This window comes from Terrimonas ginsenosidimutans (assembly GCF_022012415.1).
GTDB classification, from domain to species: Bacteria; Bacteroidota; Bacteroidia; order Chitinophagales; family Chitinophagaceae; genus Terrimonas_A; species Terrimonas_A ginsenosidimutans.
In genome coordinates this window covers 192,151-218,293 of sequence record NZ_JAKLTR010000003.1, presented here as the reverse complement: position 1 = coordinate 218,293, position 26,143 = coordinate 192,151, and the positions used below count along the sequence as shown (strand labels likewise).

Genomic DNA, 26,143 nt, shown 5'->3' with positions numbered 1-26,143 from the left:
GAACGCAGCGATACGCGGCGAGCGCAACGAAATACATTTTTTTGCGTGGCTGCTTTTCGTTGCGTGCGTTGCGAACCGTTGCGTCTGTCGTAAAGGAACGCGGCGAACGCAGCGATACGCGGCGAGCGCAACGAAATACAATCTTTTGCGTGGCTGCTTTTCGTTGCGTGCGTTGCGAACCGTTGCGTCTGTCGTAAAGGAACGCGGCGGAGCAGCGATACGCGGCGAGCGAAACGAAATACAATCTTTTGCGTGGCGGCTGTTCGTTGCGTGCGTTGCGAACCGTTGCGTCCGCCGCGCTCCACTACGCCATTCTAACTTAATTCCTAATCCATCAAAACAGCCGTCGCGGGGGCTCCATCTGTGATCACGATCCTTTCCGAGTCTTTGGTAATTCCCATATGACTCATATCGATATCTTTTGAACGCTCACCCGTCACCTTGAGGATCGTTTTAAATGCACTGGGGAAGATCAGCCCACCAAACCGCACATTAGTGCCATTATTAATAGAAATGACCGGATCCGTTTTTGTCGGATTCAATTCCTGCATATCAAATGCGATCCTGTCAACATCCACCAGCTCCGCCCCGATCTCAGCCGTAAGGATACAGTCTGTAAACCGTATATTCTGTACCGGCATCTCCGGAAGGCCGCGAATGAAAATCCCTTTCTTCGCGCCATTGCAAACGATCTTTTCAAAATGCATATCACGGAAGATCGGCGTCCCTTCATTCACAACAGGGCTTTCATTTCTTTCACCATCTGTGGCAAACTTCACGAAGTAATACATATCGAAGAAGATCGCTTCCTGTTCGATGTCTTTCATATAAATATTCCGCGCATAGATCTTTTCTACCACTCCACCGCGGCCACGGGTTGATTTGAAACGCAGCCCCTTATCCGTGCCCATGAAGTTGCAGTCATAGACAAAGATGTTGTTTGCCCCGCCACTCATTTCACTGCCGATCACAAACCCGCCATGCGCCTTGTACACCAGGTTATTTCTGACAATCCCATATTGGGTCGGCATTCCACGCTTACGGCCTTCTTCATCTTTTCCCGATTTGATACAGATCGCATCATCTCCCACATCAAAAGTGCAGCCTTCCACAAGGAAGAATTTGCAGGATTCGATATCCGCTCCATCACCGTTCTGTGCATAAGCAGGATTTTTCACCAGCAGATCGCGCAGGATCAGGTTCTCACACATCAATGGATGAATACACCATGCTGCCGAATTCTGTAGTGTCACTCCTTCCAGCAACACTTTATTACACTGCGTGAATACAACCAGGTTTGGACGCAGGAAATCTTTCATCTCTTCAAAATCCTTGAGCTCTTTCCCGGGAACAAGGAGCATACTTTTATTTTCAACTTTAGCTTGTTTGAACTGCTCACTGGGATACCATTCCTTCCCATCGTCTTTTAAAACGCCTCCTGATCTAATTTTTTCTTTCCATTCATTTTCTGTGAGAGCCGACTTACCAACAGCACGCCATGCATCACCATTGCCATCGATCACACCTTTACCGGTGATCGCTATATTGGTCAGACCCGTTCCGGAGATAGGTGATTGGTTTCTCGCCGCCCGTTTCCCTTCGTAAAAACCTTCTACCAGGGGGTATTTTGTCTTATCCGTCGTGAACGTCAGCAAAGCCCCACTGGCCAGATGCAGGTTCACATTGCTGCGCATTTCGATCGGCCCGCTCAGCCACAATCCTGCCGGGATCATTACTACCCCACCGCCCTGGCGGCTGCAATCGATGATCGCCGCACTGATCGCTCTTGTATTCAGCGTATATCCATCCGACTTGCCGCCATAGTTCAGGATAGAAAATGTATCCGTTTTAAAAACAGGTTCTTCTACTTTAGGAAGATTTCCCCATGAATACTGCGCATTGGCAGAAATAAAGCCACTACAAAAGAGGACCGCGAGCCAGTTTTTTTTCATGATTACTTATTAATGGGCGATAAAAAATTCATTTCCTGGAGCCAGCTTTCACAAAGTGTTGTCCACTGATTGGCTGAACCGGGATTATTCCGCAAGGCAATAGCATGTGCTCCCTGCGGAAAGATATGCAAAGATGAAATGATCTTCTTATCCAGCAAAGCCTGGTAGAACAACAAACTGTTACGGGGGTCTACCGATTTGTCGTTCGCCGCGTGTACGATGAATGCCGGCGCGGTTGATGACGTAACCTGCAACTGCGCTGAATATTTTGCTATGAGTGCCGCTGAAGGATCACTTCCCAGTAGGTTTTTCTTACTTCCTGTGTGTGCATACGTCCCCATATCGATCACCGGAGAAACAAGCAGGGTGAAATCAGGCCGGCAATTGATCGTATCCAATGCGTCATTGATCCGGGAAAGATCTTCTGTTGAAGTGGAAGCGATCGCGGCAAGATGTCCGCCGGCAGATGACCCCTGAATCCCGATCTTGTTGGGCTGGATCTTCCACTCCACCGCTCGTGAACGGATGATCTTCATCGCACGCTGTGCATCCTGGAGCGGTCCTTTTTCTCTTTCTTTAAGATCCGGTGAATTCGGTAAACGATAGTTCAGCACAAATGCGGAAACTCCCATCGTGTTAAACCATTTGGCGAGTTGAATGCCACTGATGACATATGCCAAACGTTCATAACCGCCACCGGGGCAGATCAGCACGGCGGCGCCTTTGTTCTCCTGGTCGGAAGTAAAGAATGCATACATGCCGGGTGTTCCAACACGGTAAACTCTTTCATTGGCGATGCTATCCGAAAGATTCAATCCTTTGGAATTTGGCATTTTGCCTTTTGGCCAAAGAGGAATGAACTCCTGCGAGATAACCTGGGTCGCGACGAAAACTGACGCCAGCAGAATGAAAGTTTTTTTATGCATGTAGAGTCTTTATTAAGTTAAGGCGTTGGAAGTATCGCAAAGAGCGCTAAGGATTCGCAGAGTTCGCTAAGTTACCCTCTGCGTGCTTTGCGTTTACTTTGCATGCAAAGAGCGCTAAGGATGCGCAGAGTTCGCTAAGTTACTCTCTGCGTACTTTGCGTTTACTTTGCATGCAATGAGCGCTAAGGATGCGCAGAGTTCGCTAAGTTACTCTCTGCGTACTTTGCGTTTACTTTGCATGCAATGAGCGCTAAGGATGCGCAGAGTTCGCCAGGTTGCTCTCTGCGTACTTTGCGTTTACTTTGCATGCAAAGAGCGCTAAGGATGCGCAGAGTTCGCCAGGTTGCTCTCTGCGTGCTTTGCGTTTACTTTGCATGCAAAGACCGTTAAGGATTCGCAGAGTTCGCTAAGTTACTCTCTGCGTGCTTTGCGTTTACTTTGCATCCTTTGCGATACTTACTACGCAGTGCATTTTACGGTTTCCACGGTGTAGTCCCCGCAAAGATATTTTCCAGCGTATAATGTTTTGCCTCTTTCTTTGTCAACTGTTTGCTCCAGGCAACACGTTTATCGGGCGCCGCTCCTTCACCTTTAGAATTGTATTCCGCATAAAAAGCAGTTTTTTCATTTTCCGGATTGCGCCAGTTATCCCAGCCTTCCGGGCGGATATGCTTGCCCAATTCACAATTGATGAAGACAGTCCTTGCATTTGCGCGCCATGGTCTTCCGAGAAAAACTTTCTGAGCTTCGTCATTAGCCGTGATCTTACAATCGATAAACACATAGCCAAATGATTTCCATTTCGGTGTTGATGCCGCAGTGATATAGGAATTCGTGAGACTTCTGATCGTACAGCTTTTGAACACAGCTGTCGCCGGGCCGAAGATAAAATCTGTTGTTCCTTCGATCAGGCAATTTTCATAGTACTGGCGGCTACTGTCACCTGCGGTCAGCAAAGTATCCTGGTTGCCGGAGAGATTGCAATCACGGATCGTAAACCGGTCACCATCCACGTGCAATGCAACACCCTGTCCTACCCTGCCAGCTGTATTCCTGATCGTCAGATTCTCGATCACCACATCATTCCCCTGCACCCAGACGGTATACGAGTTAAATGTGCCGAATTTGGTTTTGTTGGTGACGGTATCCGCACCTTTTGCTACAAACTTACCGGAGTAATCAGCATTGGAGATAATGGTCTGATCGCGGCTTTCTCCTTTGAGAGTAATATTTCCTACCCATGAAGGGATCACCAGCTTCTCTTCATATACGCCATTCTTAATAAAAATGGAGATCGGCTCCGGCGAATATGCCCGCACCGCATTGATCGCTTCCTGGATCGTTTTGTAGTCGCCGGACCCGTCTTTAGCAACGGTCAGCTTAGTGGGATATGTTTGCTGCGAAAAAGAAATCAGAGCAGCCAGCAGGAAGGCAATGCTAAAGAAAACGTTTTTGTTGAGCGAATGCATAAAGGAATTTATTTCTTTACAGGTTTAATGATCCTTTCCGCGAGCTGCGGTTCAGCCTTGCGGATATCTTCCAAGACCAATTCAGCCATTCTTCTGGCACCGAACTCGCTGAAGTGTGTATTATCTTTCACGCCATCGGGATAGTTCGGATGTTCGCCCGGTGTAAGATGGTTATATAAATAAACCGATCCCTCTACTCCCATTTGTTGCAACAATGCCTGGCTTTTCACATCCAGATCGATCAGCGTCACCTTTGCCTCTTTCGCCACTTCTCTCACGATCCTGGAATAGACCTCATGCGTTCCTTTAACATGTCCTGTACTATCAAAACTGCGCCGTGCAACCGGGGTGATCAGTATAGGAATTGCTTTTTTACTGCGGGTATCAGCAATATAATTGACGAGATAATTCCGGTAATCGTTCTCCGGAACGTAACTTTTTTTGGTCGGCACTTCATCATTATGGCCAAACTGGATGAAAACGTAGTCTCCTTCGGCAAGGTCCTTCATCACCGGTTCCCATCTTTTTTCTTCAATGAACGTCCGGGTACTTCTCCCATTCAAAGCCCGGTTATCAACTGTTACCGTTGAATCCCAGAAATACACAAATGGCATTCCCCAGCCATGTTCCGGGTAAGCTCTTGTTTGCTTCGGTGCCATGGTCGAATCTCCGATCAGCCAGATCTTTATTTTCTTTACTGGTTTATTGAATGACAAGAAAAGAAGAACCGGAAGGCAGAACAATATTCGTTTCATGATGAAGGTTGATTTTTGTACGGGTTGCGATCGGCTTATTTAACAGATGCAACAAGACTGTTAATATACACCTCAATATTTGTATACTGTTTGTTCAGGGTAAACCCGGTAGCATCAGTTGGATCCTTTGGATTGAGGCCATTCTTTTTTTCCCACTCATCGGGCATGCCATCATTGTCTGAATCAAGAGGGCCTTTCGCTTCTTTCAGTGCCGGCCACGCGGATATGGTTTGCTCGTATGGTGTTCCATGCGGATAGCCTCCCTGCACGTCGATCATTCTTCCTGTTCTGTTCTTTACATCATTGATGATCCGCGCATCCAATGTATCTCTCACCGGAAAACTGGCCCCGGCGCATTGCAGGATACACTCATACGCTTCCTTAGCTGACTGCCCGGGAATTTCTATGCTTTCAAATGATGTAGACACCACAGCCTTCCCTTTTTCTTGTTCAAACCCTTTGCCCATATGCACACCAAGCAGATTATTTGCAGAAACATCTTTGGCCCCATCGACATAGTTCCCGTTCACATAAAACTGTCCGAAATCAATAAAAGGCTTTTCCTGTCTTGATGGATTTACGATCCTGCTTTGAACAGATTTGCTGGTAGCGGGGCCATACTTGTAATAGTTATTCACGAGATTATACTGGCCGCCTTCTCCTCCATACACGTTATTATGTCCCCAGTTATAGATCACATTATTGCGGTAGTCCACCCGTTCTGCATCTTCTTTTGTTCGTACACCATTAAAGCGAGGGTTCCTGCTTACGCAATGTGCCAGCAGGTTATGATGGGCAGACAAATGCCGTCCACCCCAGATCCCACCATAGCCATGATGTTCAAAATCTTTATCCCCGGTTTCGAAGTGATAGGAATAATTCAGGGGCTCACTGATGATATTCCATTGAAGGGTGGTACTGTCGCCGCCATAAACAGAAAACACTTCATCGGTGCTCCAACTGATACTGCAATGATCTATCACAATATTTTTTTTTCGGTTACCTCCGAAGGCATCATCAGCTCCGGCTCCATCTATCATTCCCTTATTCTGGTAACGGTCTCCCATCCTGAAACGCAGATACCGGACGATAATATTATCTCCGTTGAGGCTCACGGGGTGGTCGGCAATACAGATCCCATCTTCCGGAGCGGTTTGCCCGGCAATGGTAACATTCTTTGCGATCAGCAGCCGGGATTTCAAATGTATTGTTCCGGAGACCGCAAACACCACGATCCTCGGATGCTTCGCTTCAACAGCTTGCCGTAAACTACCTTCTCCATCATCTTCTAGATTGCTCACCACATAAACCCGGCCACCTCTTCCACCAGTTGTGTACTTTCCAAACCCTTCTGCACCGGGAAACGATACTACTTGCGCGCCTGCTTTCAGACCCATCATCAAAATAACAACCGAGGCAATTAATTTTCCTGCTCGAAAAACAATCATAGGTTCTTTTTTTAAAGAATTACTGCTTATTCAACAAAATAGACGTTCCCATAATGAAAGTAGTTGGCTGACCAGATGGAGCAGCCAACTACGAAGTATACAAGCAATCCCAGGGGAAATCGTTGACCGTTGCCCGTTGTCCGTTGCCCGGGATTCAGCGAACAGGGCTTATAAAGTCAGCGACTATTAAAAAATCTACTCAAAAATGAACTACTTTACTGCGATTCTTTCAACGGTCAACGGTCAACGGTCAACGAACCTTACCTCCATCTCGGATCTCCCGCGCTCGTCGCTCCCGCAAACGTATTATCCTTTATCTTGAAATCCCCATTTAACGGATCCAACCAAAGTGCGGTAGAAAGACCTGCATAAGCAATAACCGTAGGAAGAGGGTTTGATGCATTCACATAGTCCGATGTGGCGTAGACATTGCTGGAAGAAATGGTCGTGGTAGCACTTGCACGAACACCTCTTGGGCTGGTATTCCCTGCATTGCTTTTTCCAATGCCCATGATGGTATTCCTTACAATGACACCATTGGTTACATTGTTGGTTCCGCTGGTGCTGTAATCGACGAGATAGTTACCTCCGAGCGGGCCCTGGTTGATCGTACAATTTTCGATCAGACAGGAGGTCGAATTCTGACGGCTCGTGACCATTTTTTCAGTCCTGAAAATGGTGCTATTCTTAATAGCAATGTTCTCTATCTTACAAAGCACATTGTCAACACTGACAATACCATAATTTCCTACACTATCAATGATAGAATTGTCGATCAAAAAGTCGGTGATATTGATCGCTGCGCTTTGAAGCCTGACCATTCCGCGGAAGATCCCAGTCCGGACACCTTCAAAACTCATTCTGCCGATAGAGCAGGCATTGCTCACATTAAAAATATATCCGCCGCTATAGCTGTTGCCTTTGATGAATACATCCTTGAAACTAAGCTGACTGATCGTACTGCCCGCCGCAACGTTGAAATTGCTGATCATATCGATGACCGCCAGTTCATTGGAGAAATCATATCCGCTTACTATTGTTACAGCCTTGCTCAAACTGAATGCAGCGGAAACAGGGTATGTATATCCCCTTTTTAATATTACCGTACTTCCATCAGCGATCAGCGGCAACGTATCTGTCAATACTGAAGGACGATCGGTGATCCCGCGAAGATCGATGATATTGGAACCTGTCAGGGCTGGCTTGGTGGTGAAGTTCACCAAACCTTTTGACAATGTTCCCTTGAAGATCTCGGCGATGTACTCTTTATTGCCTGTTAATCCGCTGACGATCTTTTGCGCTGCGGCAATGTCTCCCGCAGCAAGATTCACACTGATCGCTGTGCCGCCGCCAACCGGAACGATGACGATGCGGGTCAGATCAGCCTGCTGTTTCCATTTCAGCTGAACAGCAATATCCGTGATATCGTTGCTTGTCAGCGGCTGGAAGATCTGCTCGCCAAGGATACCGAATTTACCGCTGCGCAGCCAGTTTGAATTCAGCGTACTGTCGGCGGACAAAGTTTGCACGCGGGCATAGTATGTTGTGCGGACAAGCAGGTCAACATCCGTCAGTGTGATACCGCTTGTGTCGGTGGTATACGTAAACTCTGGACCGTTTGTAAATAAGGTATCGCGGGAAACGATCACTTTGTATTTCGTTTTTGGGGCTGCATTGATCGCAGCCTTCCAGGTCAGCTTTACAGTAGATTCACCGGAAGAAGAACCTATCTCGCCCGAAGGCATGAACTGCCTCATGGGAGCAAGGTTTTCATCCTTTTTACAGCTTGCAAACAGTATACCCGTCAGCAAGATCCCGGTGATTGATTTATGAAGAAGTGTCTTTTTCATGAAATTCTTTTTTGGATGCGATCGAGTGGTTTAGTAGCCGTAATCTTGTTTAAGCCTGAAGTTCTCGTTGATGATATCAGAATGCAAAGGGAACAGCTCGCGGGAACTGGGCTTGAAGTATGAAGCAAACCCGCTTTGAAGACCGGTAATGCCATCTTCCGTCACAGAACGTCTCCAGTTCTTGACCGTATATCCCGATGGAGCAGATGTGCTGCCCAGGCCTGGTTCGAAGAACACTTTTGAAGGGGCGCCACCATAGACATCCAGTGTTGCCACTTCCTGTACGCTGGCAATGATATTATAATCCGCTGCCTTTGTGTACACGTACAAGGGAAGGTTTGCATAACGGCCTTCGCCGTTCATGAACTGGCGGAGTTTAACGCGTGTTTCTTCAAATTTTGCGTTGATGAGATTCCAGCGGATCAAGTCGTACTTACGGATACCTTCGCCACCAAACTCCAGCAAACGCTCCTGCGTGATCGCTTTGAAGAAGCCATCTTTATCTGTTGGCGTTGTACCCATGCGGGTCTCGTATCCTTTAAATGCACGTCTTCTTACTTCTTCGAATGCGCTGATCGCTTCTGCGGAAGGCGCATTCTTCAATTCGTTATCGGCTTCTGCAAACATCAGCAATACATCCGCAAAACGGATCACCGGCCAGTTCACACCATACGTTTGAGCAGTGGTTCCCCAGTTCGTTGTCCATGAACGCCGGTATTTGCCGTCAGTCATGTTGTTTGCGGCATTTAGCAGTTTTTTGCTGTTTGCATCGATCTCATAGCTGTTGATCGTTACATCACGACGGCAGTCACCGATCGAATCAAATTCATAGAAATAGGTTGCGATCGCATTGATGCCACCGCCGCCTGCTCCATAGCGTGAAGTTCCATTATGACGAAGACCATTGTAGTATCCCAGTTTAGTATCGGTGCTGGCATTGCTGCCGAAGGCGCCGATCTCGAACATCAGCTCGTTTGCCGCATCCTTGCGGTTGCCGGAATTGATGGTAAGGAAAATATCTTCATAAGTGGGATTCAGCGTATGCTGTTCGCGATGAGCCAGTAATTCCTTTGTTTCATCATAAGCGATCTGGTAGAATGTTTTGTAATCATCCGGTCTTGCCATGATCTGTCCGTATTTGCTTTCCGCAGTACGGAGAGAATAACCGCCGCGGGCCAATGCGATCCTTGCACGAAGTGCTTTCACCGCGCCTTTAGTGATCCGCGCCCCCTCACTGAATTCTGTACGCCATGGAACAAGTTCGCCTGCGATACGAAGATCTTCGATGATATGATTATAGATGGTATCACGATCCGTTTTCGGCAGGTAAGGATCCTGCAGATCTGCCGCCGGCACCTGGTGAAAAGGAAGATCGCCCCAGTTGCGGATCAGTTCATAGTAAAACTGTGCGCGAAGCGTCAGCGCTTCACCATACAAACGGCGAAGTGTTTTCTGCTGATCCGCTGAACCACTGCTGTAAAGAGCAGAGGCGGGAATATATTTGATACAGATATTCGCACGCTCAATCCCGCGATAGAACTGGCGGAACGGGTTCAGCAGCTCTGTATTACCTGAACTTGCACCATACATGCTGATGCCACGTCTGTCCAGCGGACTGTAACTTCCCGAAGTTTTGAAATCGTCTGCTGTCTGAGGATAAAGGCAGGAGATCCGGTTCCCATATCCGTTATCACCTACCAGCATTGCATATACGCCGGTTACGGCTGAGTTTGTATAAGATACACTATTGAATACGGCTTCCTGAGAAATAGTGGATGGCGTTTCCACCTCCAGGTATTTTTTACAGGATGCAAAACTGCCGCTCACTACAACAGCAGCTATGATTATTTGTGATGACTTCTTCATATAGCTTGAATTAGCAGTTTTTAAAAAGTAACATTGATGCCACCCACATAGAAACGGCTGCGTGGATAAGCCGAGTAATCAACAGAAGGCGTTAACGGATTACGACGTGTGTTCGCCTCAGGATCAAATCCTGTGTATTTCGTGAATGTATGCAGGTTGTTCACTGTTGCATACACACGAACACGGGTGATGAATTTAGTGCTGCGCAAAATGCGGTCAGGCAGCGAGTACCCCAATGTTATGTTGCTCAGACGCAGGAATGATCCGTCTTCGATCGCAAATGAATGAGGAGCATACTGACCTGCAGAAGGAGTCCAGTATTTCGTGTCCTTATTCATTTCCGCAAGCTGTGCCGGATCTCTTACCAGCTGACCGCTTTCATTATACCATTTCCAGCGATCGTTCATGATCGCCAGCATATTATTATCACGGTAGAGATACTGGGTAGTGTATTCAATACGGTTTGCATTGTAAACCTCACCACCAATAGCCCAGTTCATGAACACGCTCAGGTCAAAACTTTTGTAGGTGAACTGCTGGTTAAATCCGCCGATCAGTTTTGGCTGTGCATTACCGATCACTGTTTTATCCTCTTCATCGATCAGCATGCTCGCCTTTGAAGAGAGTTTTTTGAATTTCAGATCACCCGGCTGCGGCTCACGGTTGCCCAAGGCTGTACGATTATTGGCGATCCCGGCTTTCAGCGTATATGCCTGTGTAGTGGCATTGTAGTCGAAGTCTTCCAGCTTATAATAACCATCCGTTACATAGCCATAGTACTGACCCAGCGGTTTTCCTGTTTCAACAAGGAAATCCCAGGTTGAACTCGTGATCCAGCCTGAAGAAACTGTGTATGCTTTCTTCGGCTGACCGGAAGGATCGAAACCAAGATCAATGATCTTGTTGCGGTTCGCGGCAAGGTTCAGGTTTGCACTCCAGGTGAAATTTTTATTATTGATGATCGTACCTGCAAGCTGAACTTCAATACCTCTATTCTGTGTTTTACCAATGTTCTGTTGCTGGATCGTATAACCGGTTGTTGAAGGAACCACCGCTTCAAGCAGCAGATCTTTTGTATTGTTCGAATAAAGATCAACTGAAGCTGTAAGACGATTGTTCAGGAAGGTAAGATCAAAACCGAGGTTACGGGAGATCGTTGTTTCCCATTTAATGTTCGGATTGGCATAAGACAGTGGCGCAAAACCAGGCGTTACAGCTTCGATGAATGCATAGCTCGACTGGCTGGTATTGAACATTGTTTTATACAGATCGGTACCAATACGGTTGTTACCAACAGTACCTATACTGAAACGGACCTTCATATCCGTGATACCTGCTTTATCAAGGAATGGCTCAAGGAATTTCTCCTGTGAAGCTCTCCAGGCAAGCGCCATTGAAGGGAAGTTACCGTATCTGTTCTCCGGAGAGAAAAGGGTAGAACCATCCCGGCGGAAAGTGAAGGTAGCAAGATATTTGCCCTGGTATGAATAGTTCGCACGACCAAAAAAGGACAACAGGCGCTGAACTGTTTCAGAGGATGTTGGAGGATCCTGGATCGCACCTGCCGGTGGTGTTGCTTTCTGGATACCGGCGTAAGCTTCTTTTGCAGTGATATCAACAGGCAACCATTTCACCGTAGCACTCATTGCTGACGCTCTTGTCTGGTAGATCTCCTGGCCAGCCAGCAGATCCAGCTTATGATCTTTCGCAATCGTTCTGCTGTAAGCGATCGTGTTTGAATTCGTGATCGCCATGGCTTCACCTCTTCCCAGTGTCACCACTGGCATGCCTGCATTCTGACGGGCAACACCGGTGATTGAACTGCTGAACTGGGTAAGTTTGTTATTGGAAGGCGTCAACCCCGCAACAGATTTTATGGTCAATCCTTTGATCGGAGTATAGCTTGCATAACCATTTAACAGAAGATCTTTTCTGTAGTTGAATCTTTCTTCCGCATATGCCAGCAATACAGGACTGGTAAGGTTGGTGAGCAACGCGTATTCCGGATCAAATTCATCAACGATATCAGAACCACCAATAAATGGTTTATAACGAACAGAGTTCCTCAAACGGTTATTGCCCTGCGTACCTGTGTTGGAAGTACCCGCACCCTGCGTACGCTGATCACCATAACGGGCGTTGAAACCAAAACGTACTTTTTCAGAAAGTTTATGATCAAACTTGAAAGACACCATCGTACGGCGGAAACCGGATTCCAGCATTACACCATTCTCATTCGTATTGCTTACGCTGAGGTTGAACGTAGTTGCTTTTGTACCACCTGTTACGTTGATCGACTGGGTAAAGGTTCCCGCATTACGGCCAAACACTTCATCCTGCCAGTCAACAAATGGCATGTTCTTATAAATATCCAGGTCTTCCCAACGGCCATAGCGATCGCGGAAGCTGTTCTTTGTTTCCTGGTCAGTGTTAAAATTATAGATCTGGTACTGGTATTGAACGAAGTCATAAGGCTTCATTACATCCAGTTTGTTCGCGATGTTGCGGATACCATAGAACATATCATAGGAAACGCGTGTTTTCATTTCACGGCCCCCTTTCGTAGTAATGATCACCACACCATTTGCACCTCTTGCACCATAGATCGCGGTGGAAGCGGCGTCTTTTAAGACGTCAACAGATTCGATCTCTGAAGGAGCAAGGAAGGAAAGAGCGTTCTCTACCTGGATCCCATCGACGATATAGATCGGAGAGTTATCGCCGGATATAGAACCACCACCGCGGATCTTGATCGTAACTTCCGCGCCCGGGCTTCCTTCTGTACTTTGCACCAATACACCGGCAAGACGGCCGGTCAGTGCTTCAGCAGCCGAGTTCAGCGGAATATCCCTGATGTCTTTCGCACTCACAGAAGATACTGCACCCGTCAGTTCTTTACGTTTCATGGTCTGATAACCGACTACCACCACATCCTCCATAGAGCTTACCACCTTTTCGATCTTTGCGTCAAGCACATCAGTCGCGGCAACCAGCGTAATGGTGCCATAGCCAATCGCTGAAAAAGTGAGGTCTTCTTTAGCGCCTTGCGGCACCTGGATGGTGTATTCGCCGGCATTCCCTGTTTGTGTGGCAACCTTCGTGGATTTCACCGTCACGTTCACACCGGAAACAGGCTGGCCAGTGTCATCAGTTACCCTTCCCTTTACGGTCCGGGTTTGCGCAAAGCCGACAGCCCATCCCAGTAAAAGGATTAACATAACCAGTAGTCTTTTCATACTGCAATCGTTTTAATTTAAATAGGTTTTGTGTTGATGAAAAGAAAAGCATCAGGCCTTCCGTGATGGCAGAGGAAATGCCGGGGAACAGGAGGAAAACCGGTGGATCTACCCGCCAGGAAGGCAGGGTAAAAAAGCAGTTTTTTTCAGGCATGACAAGCAATTCAGTTTGAGTTACCGGGCAAGTCTAAGCCGATTTTAAAGATTGCAGAAGGATTTGAAAGTGTTTATTTACGCAATCGTTCCCGGTAACGATATCATTATGAATAATTTGAGAAATATTTATAATGTATGTAATCCGATTGCATGTATTTTTTTCCATTCTCAGGTTCATTGTTGCTGAAGTACCTTTCAACTAATTGATTTATAAATAAATAAAAGAATTTCTGTCAGGAATTACAGCTGGAATATTTTACTACAGACATGGAAAATATCGTTGCGAATCCGTTGATTTTATTTGAGATAGTGATTTCGCCTCCGGCGGATCTCACCCTAATCCACTACCTTTAATCGTTCGCCGAAACACCCCTCTTCATGAGATTTGAAGCCGTCACCATTAAAGATATTGCCAGGGCACTGGGGCTGTCTACCTCGACCGTCTCCAGGGCTCTTCGTGATAGCTATGAGATCAGCCCGGAAACCAAAAAGCTGGTGCTGGATTACGCGGAAAAGATCAACTATCAACCCAACCCCATTGCGCTGAGCCTCAAGGAAAGAAGGACCCATTCAATAGGCGTGATCGTATCAGAGATCGCCAATAGCTTTTTCTCCCAGGCCATCGACGGCATCGAATCCGTCGCCTACCGCAATGGCTATAATGTCATCATTTCACAAACGCGTGAATCAGCGGAAAGAGAGCAGGTAAACCTTAACTATCTCACTTCCCGCTCGATAGACGGACTGATCGTTTCAGTATCCGCGGAAACCAGCGACTTTAGCAATTTCCGTGAACTGTACGAACGCGGGATGCCCATCGTTTTCTTCGACCGGATCGCTCCGGATATCAATACATATAAGATTACAGTCGACAGCTACCGCGGTGCTTATGACGCCACCGTTCACCTGATCCGGAATGGATACAACAGGATCGCGGCCCTGGCGAGTAATGTACTCCTGTCCATTACGCGGGATCGTCTCGCGGGATATCGTGCCGCACTGGCGGATCATGGATTGATCGAAAAAGACGAATATATCAGGTATTGCCAGCATGGCGGGCTTATACTGGAAGAAACCGATATCGCGGTGAGCGAAATGCTGAATGCTCCGGAACGCCCTGATGCCATTCTCGCGCTTTCCGATAAACTCACCACAGGCTGCCTTCGCGTCCTGAAAGCCCATAAGATCAAAGTGCCGCACGATATTGCCCTGATCGGGTTTTCTAATTCGGATCTTACCGAGCTGATCGATCCTGCTTTATCTATTATCAAACAGCCTGCCTTTGATATGGGTGAAATGGCAACGAATTCTTTGCTGCAGATGATCGAAAGTAAAAAGCCGATCACAGATTTTAATACAACAACGCTGGCTCCGCAGCTGATCATACGGGATTCATCACAGCCAGGCCGATAGGGTTTTCCGTTCGACTGGCGAGGAGTAACGCAATGAGCGCGAAGGCCCGCAAAGGTCGCAATGAAATCAATCCTTAGTCAGGGAGACTTAACGTCCTCGGGGCCCTTTTCTCAAAATTGGCCGCCGCCATAGTTCCAACGCTTCGCCTGTCCAAAAGCACAGTTTATCTCTATTAAGCCCAATCTATCCTTTGCCATGCCCGATAAAGGGCCAGAAACAATATCTTAGTGCTCACCGAGTTTAAAACATGACGATTTTTAACTACAGCAGCAAAGAACGATTGATCGGCGCCATTCTTATCCCCCCGATGGCTTTCGCCCTCAACTGTATGATCTTTGCCTCATCGTACTTTCAGAGCTGGCAAAGTTTTCTGTGGCCCACCCTTATCACCATGGCAATGGTGCTGGTGTTGTACACACTATGCAGCATGATCACCGTTGTTCTTGCCAATCATTTCCCGCTCTACAGCCAGACCTTCAAACGCATCGGCATCGCCATCGTATGCTATATCATCATTACGATCATCGGTATTACTATTCTTTTTTTCGGCTACGACTATATCAGGGTGATGGGCCTGAACGTAAAAATGACCAACTATCCGTGGATGGTCGTGGTAGGCATCACGGGAAATCTTTTGTTCACCAGCTTCAATGAGGGGGCTTCATTTTATGAAAAGTGGCGAAAACTGGTTGACGAAGCCGATCAGCTGAAAAAAGAAAACCTGCAAAGTCAGCTGGAAGGATTGAAGGGGCAGGTAAATCCCCACTTTCTGTTTAACAGCCTGAACTCCCTCTCTTCCCTGATCAGTGATGAACCCGAAAAAGCTGAAAAATTCCTGGACGAACTGAGCAAGGTATACCGCTATCTTTTGCGGACAAATGAGGATGGCCTTACCTCCCTCGATACGGAAATGCAATTCATCTACTCTTATTTCCACCTCCTGAAAACACGGTATGGTGATGGGCTGGAAATGGAAGTACGCATCAACGAACGATATCTCGTGTATATGCTTCCTCCCCTCACACTGCAGATCCTGGTAGAAAATGCAGTAAAACATAACATGATCTTAAAAGATCAGCCTTTAAAGATCCTGATCATGACCACCAACAGTGGAAAGCTGCTGGTGAGCAATAATCTTCAAAGAAAAGAACGGATGGTGTCCTCAAACCGGGTGGGGTTGATCAATATTGTCAATAAATACCGGCTGATGAAGCAGGAAGAGATTACAGTACGGGATGACGGAAAGGAGTTTGCAGTGGCGGTTCCATTGATACCATCTTAACGCGAATGGAACGCGAATGGAACGCGAATGGCCTTTTCGCTTATATAAGGAATGTATTTGCGTGCATTCCTGTTACTGTTCATACAAGGATTTCACAATTCATGCATGCAGAACACCAGCTTAACGTATCGTCATTCCTTCCCCGGTTTATCAGTATTATCTTGGATGTATCAAAAAACCAAAACCACTCTATTATGAAAGTACTGATCATCGAAGATGAAGAACTGGCAGCAAAAAAACTCCAGAAAACCCTCGCCACTGTAGAACCAGCCGCTGAAGTGGTTGGTGTTATGGACAGCATCCGCTCCTCTGTGAACTGGCTCGAAACAAATGACAGCCCTGATGTGATCCTGATGGACATTGAACTGGCAGATGGTCAGAGTTTTGAAATATTCGACCGCACCGCCATCAAAAGCACAGTCATTTTCACAACTTCTTATGACGAATATGCATTGAAAGCATTCAAGGTCAGCAGCGTGGATTACCTGCTTAAACCGATCCAGAAAGAAGACCTTCGCGGCGCACTCGAAAAATATCGTGGAATGAAAAGCCTGTATGGGGGAACTGTTGAAAACCGTGACCCGCTGAACGTGGAGGGCCTGGTAAAACAACTGCAGGAAAAATTACAACCCAAAGAATACCGCAAACGCTTCCTGGTAAAACATGCACAAAAGCTCGTAAGCGTTGAGGTAAATGATATCGCTTATTTCTATAGCGATGGCCGCCTGAACTTCTTCAAAACAGCCGACAATAAAAAGTTTGTGGTCGACTATATCATGGATGAACTCGAAGACATGCTTGATCCTGAAAAATACTTCCGTATCAGCCGTTCTTTCTATGTATCGGTAAACAGCATTGACCAGATACACGATTACTTCGGAAACAGATTGATCCTTCACCTGAATCCTCCGGTAGATAAGGAAGCCATCGTAAGCCGTGAGAAAGTAACAGAGTTCAAAAAATGGATGGGAAAATAATCCGGCTCTTCTGTATACATCAAATCAAAAGAGCTCCGCTGATTTTCAGCGGAGCTCTTTGTATTTATAATGGCTTAAGATACGTGGAAGTTTCTGGCATCTGTTCGGCGCAGGAGTAACGCCAGTACTCTTAAACCTCCATCAAATTCCCAGTTCCATCTTCACGATCGTTCCCGTATTAATTTCCGATTCTATGTAAAAGGAGGCATTGATCGCAGAAGCACGGCGGCGCATATCACTTAATCCACGGCCCATCATTGCCACGTTGTCCATTACAAAACCCTTTCCATCGTCCACGATCATCATGATCAGTTTTGATTTCCGGTGGCGTATGCTGATCTCCACCAATTTTCCGCCTGAATGTTTCCCTGCATTGGTCACCGCTTCTTTGAATACCGAGAGCAATTCATAACGATGCTCCATATTCAAACGAAGGCCCTTAACAGCAGACTCCACATCAAACCCGGTATTGATCTCATAAAGGCTTTCGATCTCCCCCGCAAATACCTTCATTCGCTCTATCGTATCTGCCATCGTATCAGACTCCGGGTTGATACTCCACACCATGTCATACATCGCCTGAACCATGCGGCTGCTGGTTTCACTGATCTGCGAGATGTATTCCTTCGTACGTTGTGTATCCGTATCCACTTTCGCTTTCGCCAGTTCACTTGAAATATTGATATTGCTTAGAGAGTTACTCATGTCTTCTGTCAAACTGGTGGCAATGCGTGTACGTATACTCTCTGTAGCGCGGATCTTTTGCATACGAACCTTATCCAGCCAGTATAATACGCAAACACCGGCCAGTACAAGTATACCGAGGAACCACCAGGTTTTCCAAAAGGGCGGCTTGATATGAATTTTGAACTCCACCAGATTTTTAGAAGGAATACCATCGGCATTCGTACAGTATGCTCTGAATGTATAATCACCTGGTGGCAGGTAAGTGTAAACGGCCTGGTGGAACTGGCGTGACAATTGCCATTCATCATCCAGTCCTTCCATCTTATAAAAGATCCCATAGCTGCTTTGGAAGGTCAGGGAAGAGAACTCCAGTGTAAGTGAATTCTGATCATGATTGAGTTGTAAAACAGGAAGCCGGTTCAATGAGTCAAGCGGAAGCCATTTCCCCATCACACCTATGCGTGTCATGCTGATCACCGGTGGCAAGTGAAGATTATTCTTGGCGATCGCTGCCGGATCGAAGATCAGCCAGTCCCGCATCGTACCAAAGCCGATCCTTCCGTCATTCAATAAGATGGATGTCGCCGGGAAAAATGAATTAGTATGCACACCATCACGCTCGTTATAATTCGTTACCACATGTGTGCTCATGTTCACACTGCAAAGTCCGTTCTGCGTTGTCACCCACAAATACCCAAGCTTATCTTTGATGATATTGCAAACAACACTTGAGGGCAGCTCAGAAGTGGAGGGCATTCTGGATATCTTTTTTGTATACACATTCAACATGTTCAATCCACCCGCAGCAATGATATAAAGACTGTCGCTGTAACGGATCATATCATACACATCGTTAGAGAAAAGCTTTTGGCCCACAGCGCCTTCGGCCGTGTAATTATCTTCAATGGAATTATCCCTGATATTTACCCTGAAAAGTCCGTTCTGCAATACTCCAACCCATAGATTCCCTTTATTATCAGGCATCAAACGCATGACGCGGTTTTTAAACCGGAGCAGATGGATCATTTTCCTGCCAGCTGAATCGAATTTGGCCACCCGCCCGCTTTGTGTACCTACCCACATATTGCCTTCCTGGTCTTCCGTGATCTGCCGTACAACAGTAAGTCCTGAGAAAAATCCAAGTTTTTCAGTCTTACCTGTCGACCGGTGAATAATGGTGAGCGAACCATCTTCGCCAGCTTTCCACAGGTCGCCGTTTGACCGCTGGAACAAACAGGAAACAGCTTCGTCTTTTTTTGAGGATGCGGTGATCACATTTACGGGCAGCGGTTCGAGTTCGCTGCTGAAACGGAACAAACCGTTTCCGGCAGTAGAAGTTATGATCTCGCCATTCGCTGCCTGGCAGATCCCTGTTACAGCTTGCGGGTAAGTATATTTAGGTTCTCCGGGTCTTCCGTTCAGCACCGCGTGAAAGAACTGGCGCGTCGGATTTACCCTGAACAGCCCTTTATTCGTACAGACCCAAAGATTATTCTCCCTGTCTTCGTAAATACTTCTGACCCCGTCATAACGGATAGCAAATGGACCGGGTAAATTCGATTCAACCAGCTCGAAGTTGGAAGCACCTTTCCTGAGACCTGCAAGTATATTCAACCCCAGCACCCAAACCGTTCCGTCAGATTGTTCCTGCACATTCAGCATCCGGTAATTCGGATCTTTTATGATGGATGAGATCTCAGCCTCCCATTCTTTTAACCGGCTTTTCCTGATATCAACGCTGTAGAGTAATGTTTTTCTTCCGGAAGATGAATGAGCCATCATCCACAAGCGTCCGGAATGATCGAAAGTAAGTAAGGTGATAAAACGAAGATCACCTGCTGCGGATAGAATGGGATCATTGCCGGGATTATGCCCACGGAAAAACATTTCCTTTTTCCTCGCATCATATTTTACCAGCCCCGAATCACAGGCGATCCAGTAAATGTTTGGAAGACTGTCTGTTTGTACAAAGATCGGGTTCCAGCCTTTCGGCGTTTGAACCGGAGTATTCTTCTGATTGAATTCCTTTTTCTCTTCATCGTAGGTGAACACGCCCACTTTATAAAGGAGGAGAAGCACGCGCCCATCTTCATGGACCATCAGCTGGCTGACAACCGCATTCCTGAGCTCGCCCTGTGTTCTGACAGTCACCTCGTGATAAGTAAGGTCAACGGGATCCATATACCCGATCTTGTTCTCATTGAACAAAAGCCACAACCGGTTTTTCCTGTCGAGGCGCATCTGCTCAATATTATTGCTGGGAATGGAAGTGCTGTCATTTTCCGCGTAGCGGAATGTAAGATACCTGCGCCCCTCGTACCGTTGCAGGCCATCTGCCGTGGCGATCCAGATATAACCCGCGTCATCCTGCTGCACGGCAACGGTTTCTTCCGAAACGAGTCCATTACGAAGGTTGGAGAACAGGAAATCTCTGCGCAGCTGCGCCCCTGCATCAAAGGCAAGAAAGATCAGTAAGGTGAAGAATATGGAGCGCATGCGTGTGGTTAAGCAGGCCAAATATAGCTATTGGCTTACCAAACCGGAAGAAAGGGCTGATGAACTGCCGCTATCCGAGATGGACTGTATAAAATGGATGATGGCATGTTTTGGCTTTGTGATCATACATTTGTGGCTCCTATGGCTACAGAATCAGTGAAAACTCCATCCGGTCATCAATCTATCAGCCCATCACTCACGATGCTGATGGCTGTTACCTGCGGCCTTGTAGTCGCGAACATCTATTATAATCAACCCTTGCTGGCAGAGATCGGGCGCAGCTTTAAGGTACCCGAGAGTACCGTGAGCCTGCTGGCCACTTTTACGCAGGTGGGCTATACTATCGGACTGTTGTTTGCTGTCCCCCTGGGAGATAAGGTTGAGCGGAAAAAGCTTGTGCTGGCGATGCTGGCCATTGCCTGCGTGGCGATGCTCGGCTGTGCTATGGCTCCGCAGTTCGAATGGATGCTGGCCGCCGGTCTGATCACGGGCATTTTCTCAGCAGTCCCACAGGTATTACTGCCCATGGCAGCCCAACTGGCCGGTGATCATGAACGGGGAAAGGTAGTCGGGAAAGTAATGAGCGGTTTACTGATCGGCATCCTTCTTTCCCGCACGATCAGTGGTTATGTAGGTGCACACTTTGGCTGGCGGATCATGTTCGGAGCGGGAGCCGGGATCATGGTGATCCTGTCAATTGCCCTTGCAAGATTTCTTCCGGTCAGCCAGCCGACCTACCAGGGCAGCTACGCAAGCCTGATGCGTTCATTGGTGACACTTGCAAAAACATTGCGCCCTTTGCAGAAATCAGCTCTTACCGGTTGCTTTATGTTTGCCGCTTTCAGTGTATTCTGGACGACGCTCGTATTCTTTCTTGAAGGCGCTCCTTATTTCTATGGAAGCGATATGGTTGGCCTCTTCGGCCTGATCGGAGCCTGCGGCGCACTTGCCGCCCCCCTGGCGGGAAAAAGTGCTGATAAAAGAGGGCCGCAGTTCACGATCAACCTCGGCATACTCGCCGTGTTTGCTTCATATATACTTCTCGCACTCGGCGGAACATACCTGATCGTACTGATCATCGGAGTGATCATTCTTGATATCGGCATGCAGGTCACCCATATCTCCAACCAATCACGCATCTTTGCGCTGCTTCCGGAAGCGAGAAGCCGGATCAATACCGTGTATATGACCTCTGCCTTTATCGGCGGATCAGTCGGGTCTGTTGCCGGAAGTGTTGCCTGGACCAGCGGCGGATGGACAGCCGTCTGCGGCACAGCTCTCGCATTTGTAGCGTTAGGATACCTTGCACAAAAAATCAAGTAAACTATTCCCATGCAGCCTTCAACAGCCGGACAAAATAAAACTGTACTGATACTTGGCGCGAACTCAGACGTTGCCAAAGAAACCATTCGTTTGTATGTCGACAAAGGATTTCATGTAATTGCCGCCTCGCGGAGTATTACCACGCTGGAGGAATTTGTCACACAACAACGGATCGATCACACCAAGGTCTCCATTCTTTATTTTGATGCGGAAGCATTCGACACACATGCAGCATTTTACGAAAGCCTTTCTGCAAAGCCCAATATTGTTCTATACGCAGCAGGTTATCTGAAACATAACGAAGAAGCATTGCTCGACTTTGAAGGAAGCTTCAGAATGATGAAAGTACATTATGCAGGCGCCGTTTCCATTCTCAATCTCGTGGCGATGGATAAAAATAATCCTCACCTGGAAAGGATCATTGGTCTTTCTTCCTTATCCGGAGTAAGAGGCCGGAAAAGCAATTTCATTTATGGAAGCACCAAATCTGCCTTTACACAATACCTGGCGGGTCTGCGACAATATCTTTTTCCCAGGCGTATCGTGGTGAATGTGGTCGTGGCAGGATATATCAGAAGCAAGATGACAAAAGGATTGGACCTGCCGGAGTCTTTAATGCTGGAACCTTCGTTTATTGCAAAAGCCGTGGTGAATGCTGGAAAGAATTTGATCATTGTGCCTGGTTTCAAGTGGAAGCTGATCTACCAGGTGCTGAAAGCGATGCCGGAGAAACTGGTGGCGAAGTTGCCATAGGATCGATCGGCGTAGCAGTAATGCGGCGGAGGCAACGAAATATACTCTTTTGCGTGGCTGCTTTTCGTTGCGTGCGTTGCGAACCGTTGCGTCTGTCGTAAAGGAACGCGGCGGACGCAACGATACGCGGCGAGCGCAACGAACCGCGGCGGACAGGGCGTAATACAATATTTTTCCCGGCTGTTTTCGTTGCGTTCGCCGCGGTTCGTTGCGTCCGCCGCGTTACTCCTATGCCAATCAAAGAAAGCCTGTTCCTACTCCGCAAATTCCTCCATCAAACAGCCTCCCTTGAACGTCCTTACAGACTTCCCTCCTTTTCCCGGAGTTGTAGTGCCGATCGTCACATTATCTCCTCTTCTCTTAACCGTTAATGTTTCTTCATAAAGCACTTTTCCTGAAACATTCCGCACTTCTATTGCATAATTACCGGACGGCAGATACTCTTTCAAACAAGCTTGTTTCGAAGAATCATTTTCGCAGTTTGGCGCAGATGGGAGATAAGGGATCAATCCTTTTTGCTTTCCTTCTATAAAAAGAAATCTCTCTTCCCCCGGAATACTCGTCCAGAAATAGGTATCGAATCCCTGTGTATACATCGTACTGCATCCACTCAGCAAAAAAATCGATGCACAAATAGTGATTATATTTTTCATCTCTATTTGTTTTCCGTTTTCCTGACAAAGAAATAATAAGCCAGGTAACCCAGGGCGATGCAAAAGCAAACAATCCCAATTGAGTGAAATCCTAATGGCTGAGTCTGACTTACCAGGATAAATCCGGCGGCCACACTTAAAAAGATGATAAACCATTTCATCGTGAGCGATTTCACATCTTTTGTATTTGATTGAAAGAACTGGCGCGCCAATTCTTCGGAAACGCCTTTATCCAGCATTTTTCGCTTCAGGCGATGATCGAGTAATGTCCGGATCAGCGTGAGTATAAATGAACCGATGAGGTACATGCCGGTGAAAATTATTGTGGCGCGCATAACCTCTTCCGGAACGGGAAGATAATTTCTATATCCCGACTCATCCTGCGCATTTACCATCATTGTGCTCAGCAGTATGGTAGCAAGTAGTGATAGCTTTTTCATTCTTGTTTGTTTAATCATTTATAATGATCTGACGTTTCTGCCAGATGAATGTTTCATTTATTCGAAATTCAATTCTTTCAATTGACGGCGGTAACGGGCATACATGTCGGACACACTGATCACAATGAAAGTGACTGCAACGATCCCAACCACTCCAAACAACCATGGTGACACACTTTGAAGTCCGCTGCTATTCTTATCATCAAACAAAAGGAATGGAAGTCCGATCAGACCTGCGAGTACCAATAACCCGGACAAGATCGCGGGCAGTCTGTTCACTTTTCTCTTCTTCACAGACAGTAGCGGCATCACCAGCTCCGCCACATCAAAGTCAAAGGCTGGCTTTGGCATTTCCCCGACACCGCTGAATAAAGATTCGTACATATTCAGTTTTGCCTGGCATGACGCACAGGTTTGAATATGTTGCAAGGCATACTGCTCCAGTGCTGATTCCTTCAACACATACGATTGGATGTCCTCTTCAGATACATGTTCTTTGATCATAACTCTTCCCTTTTATAGTTGAGCAATAGATTTTCTTTAAGCGCTTTCCTTGCACGGAACAAATAACTTTTCACTGTTCCTTCGGGCAGGCTGGTAATGGCACCTATCTCCTGGTAACTCATTTCTTCCTGGTGATAAAGGGTGATCAGCGTGCGATGGATCGGAGACAATTTCTCCAGCGCTTGTTGCACCAGCGCCGTTCGCTGTTTCTGAAAGATCCTGTTGTCTGCTTCCTCTGTTTCGACTGCTTCATTTGCGCCACGTGTTTCACCATCTTCATCCGCCAGGCCATAGCCAGGAAGCAACAATTGCTTTGCCCGCAGATAACTGATGCACGCATTGTAAGTGATCTGTCCGATCCAGGTGGAAAGTTTTGACTGATACCGGAAACCCGAAAGATTCTTGTATACTTTGAGATAGATCTCCTGCACAAGGTCTTTCCGGTCCTCCGGGCGCTGGATCATTTTAAATACCATTTGGGCCACCAGGGCCTCTGTTTGCTGGATGATAACGGCAAAAGCTTGCTTATCGCCACCCAACACCCTGTCGACCAGGTGCTTGTCCGGTATATTATGAGGAAATGGTAAACTCACTGCAGCATGAGACGGAGGGGTGATGGAATTGTTGCAAAAAAAGGGAAAATCTTTTGATCCGTTGACGGCTGTCCGTTGACCGTTGTCCGTTGACCGTTGTCCGTTGAGTAATTAAGGTCGCGGAAGTCAAATTTTCCGGTGCAACGGATAACGAACAACGGATAACGAACAACGGATAACGTATAACGAACCTCAACCCTCCAGTTCCGCCGTCAGCTCCCTGTTATACTTATTACGATACTGAACGGGAGAAAGACCTGTGATCCGTTTGAAGGTCACCCTGAATGCCTTTGGATCCGTATACCCGACATTATACATCACTTCTGTTACATTATGTCTTGATTTCTCCAGGCTCAGCTTTGCAGCTTCGATCTTTACGCGTTGGATGTATTCTACTACAGTATTAGATGTGGCCTTTTTAAACCTGCGTTCGAGGTTGCGCCTGCCAAGGGCGAGCATTCCTGCAAGCTGATCAACAGTAATACGTTCCTGGAAATTTTTTTCTATGAATTCCTGTGCCTGTTTGATGGAATCATCTTCATGTTCCTTTTGACCACGGAAGATGGTGAAAGGCGATTGACTGTCTCTTTCAATATCTATCTGGAATACTTTTGAAACGAATATGGCCATTTCCCTGCCTGCATATTTTTCCACCAGGTAAAGAATGAGATTAAGATAAGAATAGGCGCCGCCACTGGAATAGATTCCGTATTCATCTGTCAGGATCTTATCTGCCACGAGGTTTACATCGGGGAACATTTTCCTGAAATCATTTGCGGCGAGCCAGTGCGTTGCACAATTGCGGCCTTTCAACAGACCTGTTGATGCTAACAGGAACGCACCCAGACAAAGACTCGCGATCTCCGCACCCTGCTGATACTGATCAACGATCCATGGAAGAAAAGCCTCATTATCTTTTACAGCCAGCTGCAGATCGCCGTGAACCGCGGGAATGATCACAAGATCTGTTTTCATTACATTGTCTATCGTCCACTCTGTAGTTACCGTATACAATCCGTTATTCAAAGGGGTCTGCCTGCTTATGCCAACGAGTTGCACATTGAACAACGGCGGCCTTCCCATCGAGGCGGCCAGCTCATTTACTTCGGTAAATAACTTATGAGGGCCTTCAATGCTCCCCATAATAGCGCCTTTCGGAACAAGGATCGATACATTTTTCATATCCTAAAAGTAAGGATATCGGCTGTCGCAATCAACACCTGTAGATGGCGGAAACGACCTGCCCGTTATCCGTTGACCGTTGACCGTTGTCCGTTGACCGTTGACCGTTGTCCGTCGACCGTCATAGCTGTAATAAAGAGAAAGGCTTCGGTATTTTACCAAAGCCTTTCTTTAAATTATAT

Annotated in this window: 19 protein-coding genes; 5 read left to right on the top strand and 14 right to left on the bottom strand. The window is 47.0% G+C overall.

Annotation, left to right across the window (positions count from 1 at the left end; translation table 11 throughout):
- Positions 1 to 326: 326 nt before the first annotated feature.
- From LZZ85_RS05975 to LZZ85_RS05940, 8 genes are all read right to left on the bottom strand, one after another.
- The gene (locus LZZ85_RS05975) at positions 327 to 1,952 is read right to left on the bottom strand and encodes a glycoside hydrolase family 28 protein (protein ID WP_237869617.1); all 1,626 of its coding nucleotides are present in this window, start codon (positions 1,950 to 1,952) and stop codon (positions 327 to 329) included.
- A 2-nt stretch (positions 1,953 to 1,954) separates the two neighbouring features.
- The gene (locus tag LZZ85_RS05970) at positions 1,955 to 2,878 is read right to left on the bottom strand and encodes an alpha/beta hydrolase (protein ID WP_237869616.1); all 924 of its coding nucleotides are present in this window, start codon (positions 2,876 to 2,878) and stop codon (positions 1,955 to 1,957) included.
- A 473-nt stretch (positions 2,879 to 3,351) separates the two neighbouring features.
- Entirely contained in the window at positions 3,352 to 4,347 is a 996-nt protein-coding gene (locus LZZ85_RS05965) for a pectinesterase family protein (RefSeq protein WP_237869614.1), read from the bottom strand.
- An 8-nt stretch (positions 4,348 to 4,355) separates the two neighbouring features.
- On the bottom strand, positions 4,356 to 5,102 hold the full coding sequence (locus LZZ85_RS05960) for a rhamnogalacturonan acetylesterase (protein WP_237869612.1): 747 nt from the start codon (positions 5,100 to 5,102) through the stop codon (positions 4,356 to 4,358).
- Positions 5,103 to 5,137: 35 nt separating this feature from the next.
- Positions 5,138 to 6,550: a pectate lyase gene (locus LZZ85_RS05955; protein ID WP_237869610.1), complete on the bottom strand. Its 1,413-nt coding sequence runs from the start codon at positions 6,548 to 6,550 to the stop codon at positions 5,138 to 5,140.
- A 260-nt stretch (positions 6,551 to 6,810) separates the two neighbouring features.
- Complete coding sequence (locus LZZ85_RS05950; protein ID WP_237869608.1) at positions 6,811 to 8,400, bottom strand: DUF5123 domain-containing protein; 1,590 nt, start codon at positions 8,398 to 8,400, stop codon at positions 6,811 to 6,813.
- Positions 8,401 to 8,430: 30 nt separating this feature from the next.
- Positions 8,431 to 10,266 (bottom strand): RagB/SusD family nutrient uptake outer membrane protein, encoded by a 1,836-nt coding sequence (locus LZZ85_RS05945; protein WP_237869606.1) that lies wholly within the window; start codon positions 10,264 to 10,266, stop codon positions 8,431 to 8,433.
- A 20-nt stretch (positions 10,267 to 10,286) separates the two neighbouring features.
- Positions 10,287 to 13,502 carry a SusC/RagA family TonB-linked outer membrane protein gene (locus tag LZZ85_RS05940; RefSeq protein WP_237869596.1) on the bottom strand — a complete coding sequence of 1,072 codons (3,216 nt, stop codon included), beginning with the start codon at positions 13,500 to 13,502 and terminating at the stop codon, positions 10,287 to 10,289.
- A 534-nt stretch (positions 13,503 to 14,036) separates the two neighbouring features.
- Between LZZ85_RS05940 and LZZ85_RS05935 the strand changes: the two genes are divergently transcribed.
- From LZZ85_RS05935 to LZZ85_RS05925, 3 genes are all read left to right on the top strand, one after another.
- Positions 14,037 to 15,071 carry a LacI family DNA-binding transcriptional regulator gene (locus LZZ85_RS05935; RefSeq protein WP_237869594.1) on the top strand — a complete coding sequence of 345 codons (1,035 nt, stop codon included), beginning with the start codon at positions 14,037 to 14,039 and terminating at the stop codon, positions 15,069 to 15,071.
- Between the two features lie 247 nt (positions 15,072 to 15,318).
- The gene (locus LZZ85_RS05930; protein WP_237869592.1) at positions 15,319 to 16,353 is read left to right on the top strand and encodes a sensor histidine kinase; all 1,035 of its coding nucleotides are present in this window, start codon (positions 15,319 to 15,321) and stop codon (positions 16,351 to 16,353) included.
- Positions 16,354 to 16,547: 194 nt separating this feature from the next.
- A complete protein-coding gene (locus tag LZZ85_RS05925) occupies positions 16,548 to 17,330 on the top strand; it encodes a LytR/AlgR family response regulator transcription factor (protein WP_237869590.1) in 783 nt (260 codons plus the stop codon).
- A gap of 141 nt (positions 17,331 to 17,471) precedes the next feature.
- Here the strand turns inward: LZZ85_RS05925 and LZZ85_RS05920 are convergent, their stop codons facing one another.
- Positions 17,472 to 20,513: a ligand-binding sensor domain-containing protein gene (locus LZZ85_RS05920; protein WP_237869588.1), complete on the bottom strand. Its 3,042-nt coding sequence runs from the start codon at positions 20,511 to 20,513 to the stop codon at positions 17,472 to 17,474.
- A gap of 105 nt (positions 20,514 to 20,618) precedes the next feature.
- On the opposite strand from LZZ85_RS05920, the gene LZZ85_RS05915 reads away from it, so the two are divergent.
- Complete coding sequence (locus LZZ85_RS05915; protein ID WP_237869586.1) at positions 20,619 to 21,836, top strand: MFS transporter; 1,218 nt, start codon at positions 20,619 to 20,621, stop codon at positions 21,834 to 21,836.
- Between the two features lie 9 nt (positions 21,837 to 21,845).
- The gene (locus LZZ85_RS05910; protein WP_237869584.1) at positions 21,846 to 22,589 is read left to right on the top strand and encodes an SDR family NAD(P)-dependent oxidoreductase; all 744 of its coding nucleotides are present in this window, start codon (positions 21,846 to 21,848) and stop codon (positions 22,587 to 22,589) included.
- A 254-nt stretch (positions 22,590 to 22,843) separates the two neighbouring features.
- On the opposite strand, the gene LZZ85_RS05905 is transcribed toward LZZ85_RS05910, so the two are convergent.
- The 5 genes from LZZ85_RS05905 to LZZ85_RS05885 form a co-directional block, all read right to left on the bottom strand.
- Complete coding sequence (locus LZZ85_RS05905) at positions 22,844 to 23,242, bottom strand: hypothetical protein (RefSeq protein WP_237869582.1); 399 nt, start codon at positions 23,240 to 23,242, stop codon at positions 22,844 to 22,846.
- Positions 23,243 to 23,244: 2 nt separating this feature from the next.
- A complete protein-coding gene (locus LZZ85_RS05900) occupies positions 23,245 to 23,682 on the bottom strand; it encodes a hypothetical protein (protein ID WP_237869580.1) in 438 nt (145 codons plus the stop codon).
- A 57-nt stretch (positions 23,683 to 23,739) separates the two neighbouring features.
- Complete coding sequence (locus LZZ85_RS05895) at positions 23,740 to 24,186, bottom strand: hypothetical protein (protein ID WP_237869578.1); 447 nt, start codon at positions 24,184 to 24,186, stop codon at positions 23,740 to 23,742.
- A complete protein-coding gene (locus LZZ85_RS05890) occupies positions 24,183 to 24,779 on the bottom strand; it encodes an RNA polymerase sigma factor (protein ID WP_237869576.1) in 597 nt (198 codons plus the stop codon). The genes LZZ85_RS05895 and LZZ85_RS05890 overlap by 4 nt, the downstream gene beginning before the upstream one ends.
- Positions 24,780 to 24,971: 192 nt before the next feature.
- A complete protein-coding gene (locus LZZ85_RS05885; RefSeq protein ID WP_237869574.1) occupies positions 24,972 to 25,961 on the bottom strand; it encodes a GlxA family transcriptional regulator in 990 nt (329 codons plus the stop codon).
- Positions 25,962 to 26,143 lie beyond the last annotated feature (182 nt).

Coding starts and splice junctions, on each gene's coding strand:
- LZZ85_RS05975 (WP_237869617.1), bottom strand. CDS start 1,952: ATGAAAAAAAACTGGCTCGCGGTCCTCTTTTGTAGTGGCTTTATTTCT.
- LZZ85_RS05970 (WP_237869616.1), bottom strand. CDS start 2,878: ATGCATAAAAAAACTTTCATTCTGCTGGCGTCAGTTTTCGTCGCGACC.
- LZZ85_RS05965 (WP_237869614.1), bottom strand. CDS start 4,347: ATGCATTCGCTCAACAAAAACGTTTTCTTTAGCATTGCCTTCCTGCTG.
- LZZ85_RS05960 (WP_237869612.1), bottom strand. CDS start 5,102: ATGAAACGAATATTGTTCTGCCTTCCGGTTCTTCTTTTCTTGTCATTC.
- LZZ85_RS05955 (WP_237869610.1), bottom strand. CDS start 6,550: ATGATTGTTTTTCGAGCAGGAAAATTAATTGCCTCGGTTGTTATTTTG.
- LZZ85_RS05950 (WP_237869608.1), bottom strand. CDS start 8,400: ATGAAAAAGACACTTCTTCATAAATCAATCACCGGGATCTTGCTGACG.
- LZZ85_RS05945 (WP_237869606.1), bottom strand. CDS start 10,266: ATGAAGAAGTCATCACAAATAATCATAGCTGCTGTTGTAGTGAGCGGC.
- LZZ85_RS05940 (WP_237869596.1), bottom strand. CDS start 13,502: ATGAAAAGACTACTGGTTATGTTAATCCTTTTACTGGGATGGGCTGTC.
- LZZ85_RS05935 (WP_237869594.1), top strand. CDS start 14,037: ATGAGATTTGAAGCCGTCACCATTAAAGATATTGCCAGGGCACTGGGG.
- LZZ85_RS05930 (WP_237869592.1), top strand. CDS start 15,319: ATGACGATTTTTAACTACAGCAGCAAAGAACGATTGATCGGCGCCATT.
- LZZ85_RS05925 (WP_237869590.1), top strand. CDS start 16,548: ATGAAAGTACTGATCATCGAAGATGAAGAACTGGCAGCAAAAAAACTC.
- LZZ85_RS05920 (WP_237869588.1), bottom strand. CDS start 20,513: ATGCGCTCCATATTCTTCACCTTACTGATCTTTCTTGCCTTTGATGCA.
- LZZ85_RS05915 (WP_237869586.1), top strand. CDS start 20,619: ATGTTTTGGCTTTGTGATCATACATTTGTGGCTCCTATGGCTACAGAA.
- LZZ85_RS05910 (WP_237869584.1), top strand. CDS start 21,846: ATGCAGCCTTCAACAGCCGGACAAAATAAAACTGTACTGATACTTGGC.
- LZZ85_RS05905 (WP_237869582.1), bottom strand. CDS start 23,242: ATGAAAAATATAATCACTATTTGTGCATCGATTTTTTTGCTGAGTGGA.
- LZZ85_RS05900 (WP_237869580.1), bottom strand. CDS start 23,682: ATGAAAAAGCTATCACTACTTGCTACCATACTGCTGAGCACAATGATG.
- LZZ85_RS05895 (WP_237869578.1), bottom strand. CDS start 24,186: ATGATCAAAGAACATGTATCTGAAGAGGACATCCAATCGTATGTGTTG.
- LZZ85_RS05885 (WP_237869574.1), bottom strand. CDS start 25,961: ATGAAAAATGTATCGATCCTTGTTCCGAAAGGCGCTATTATGGGGAGC.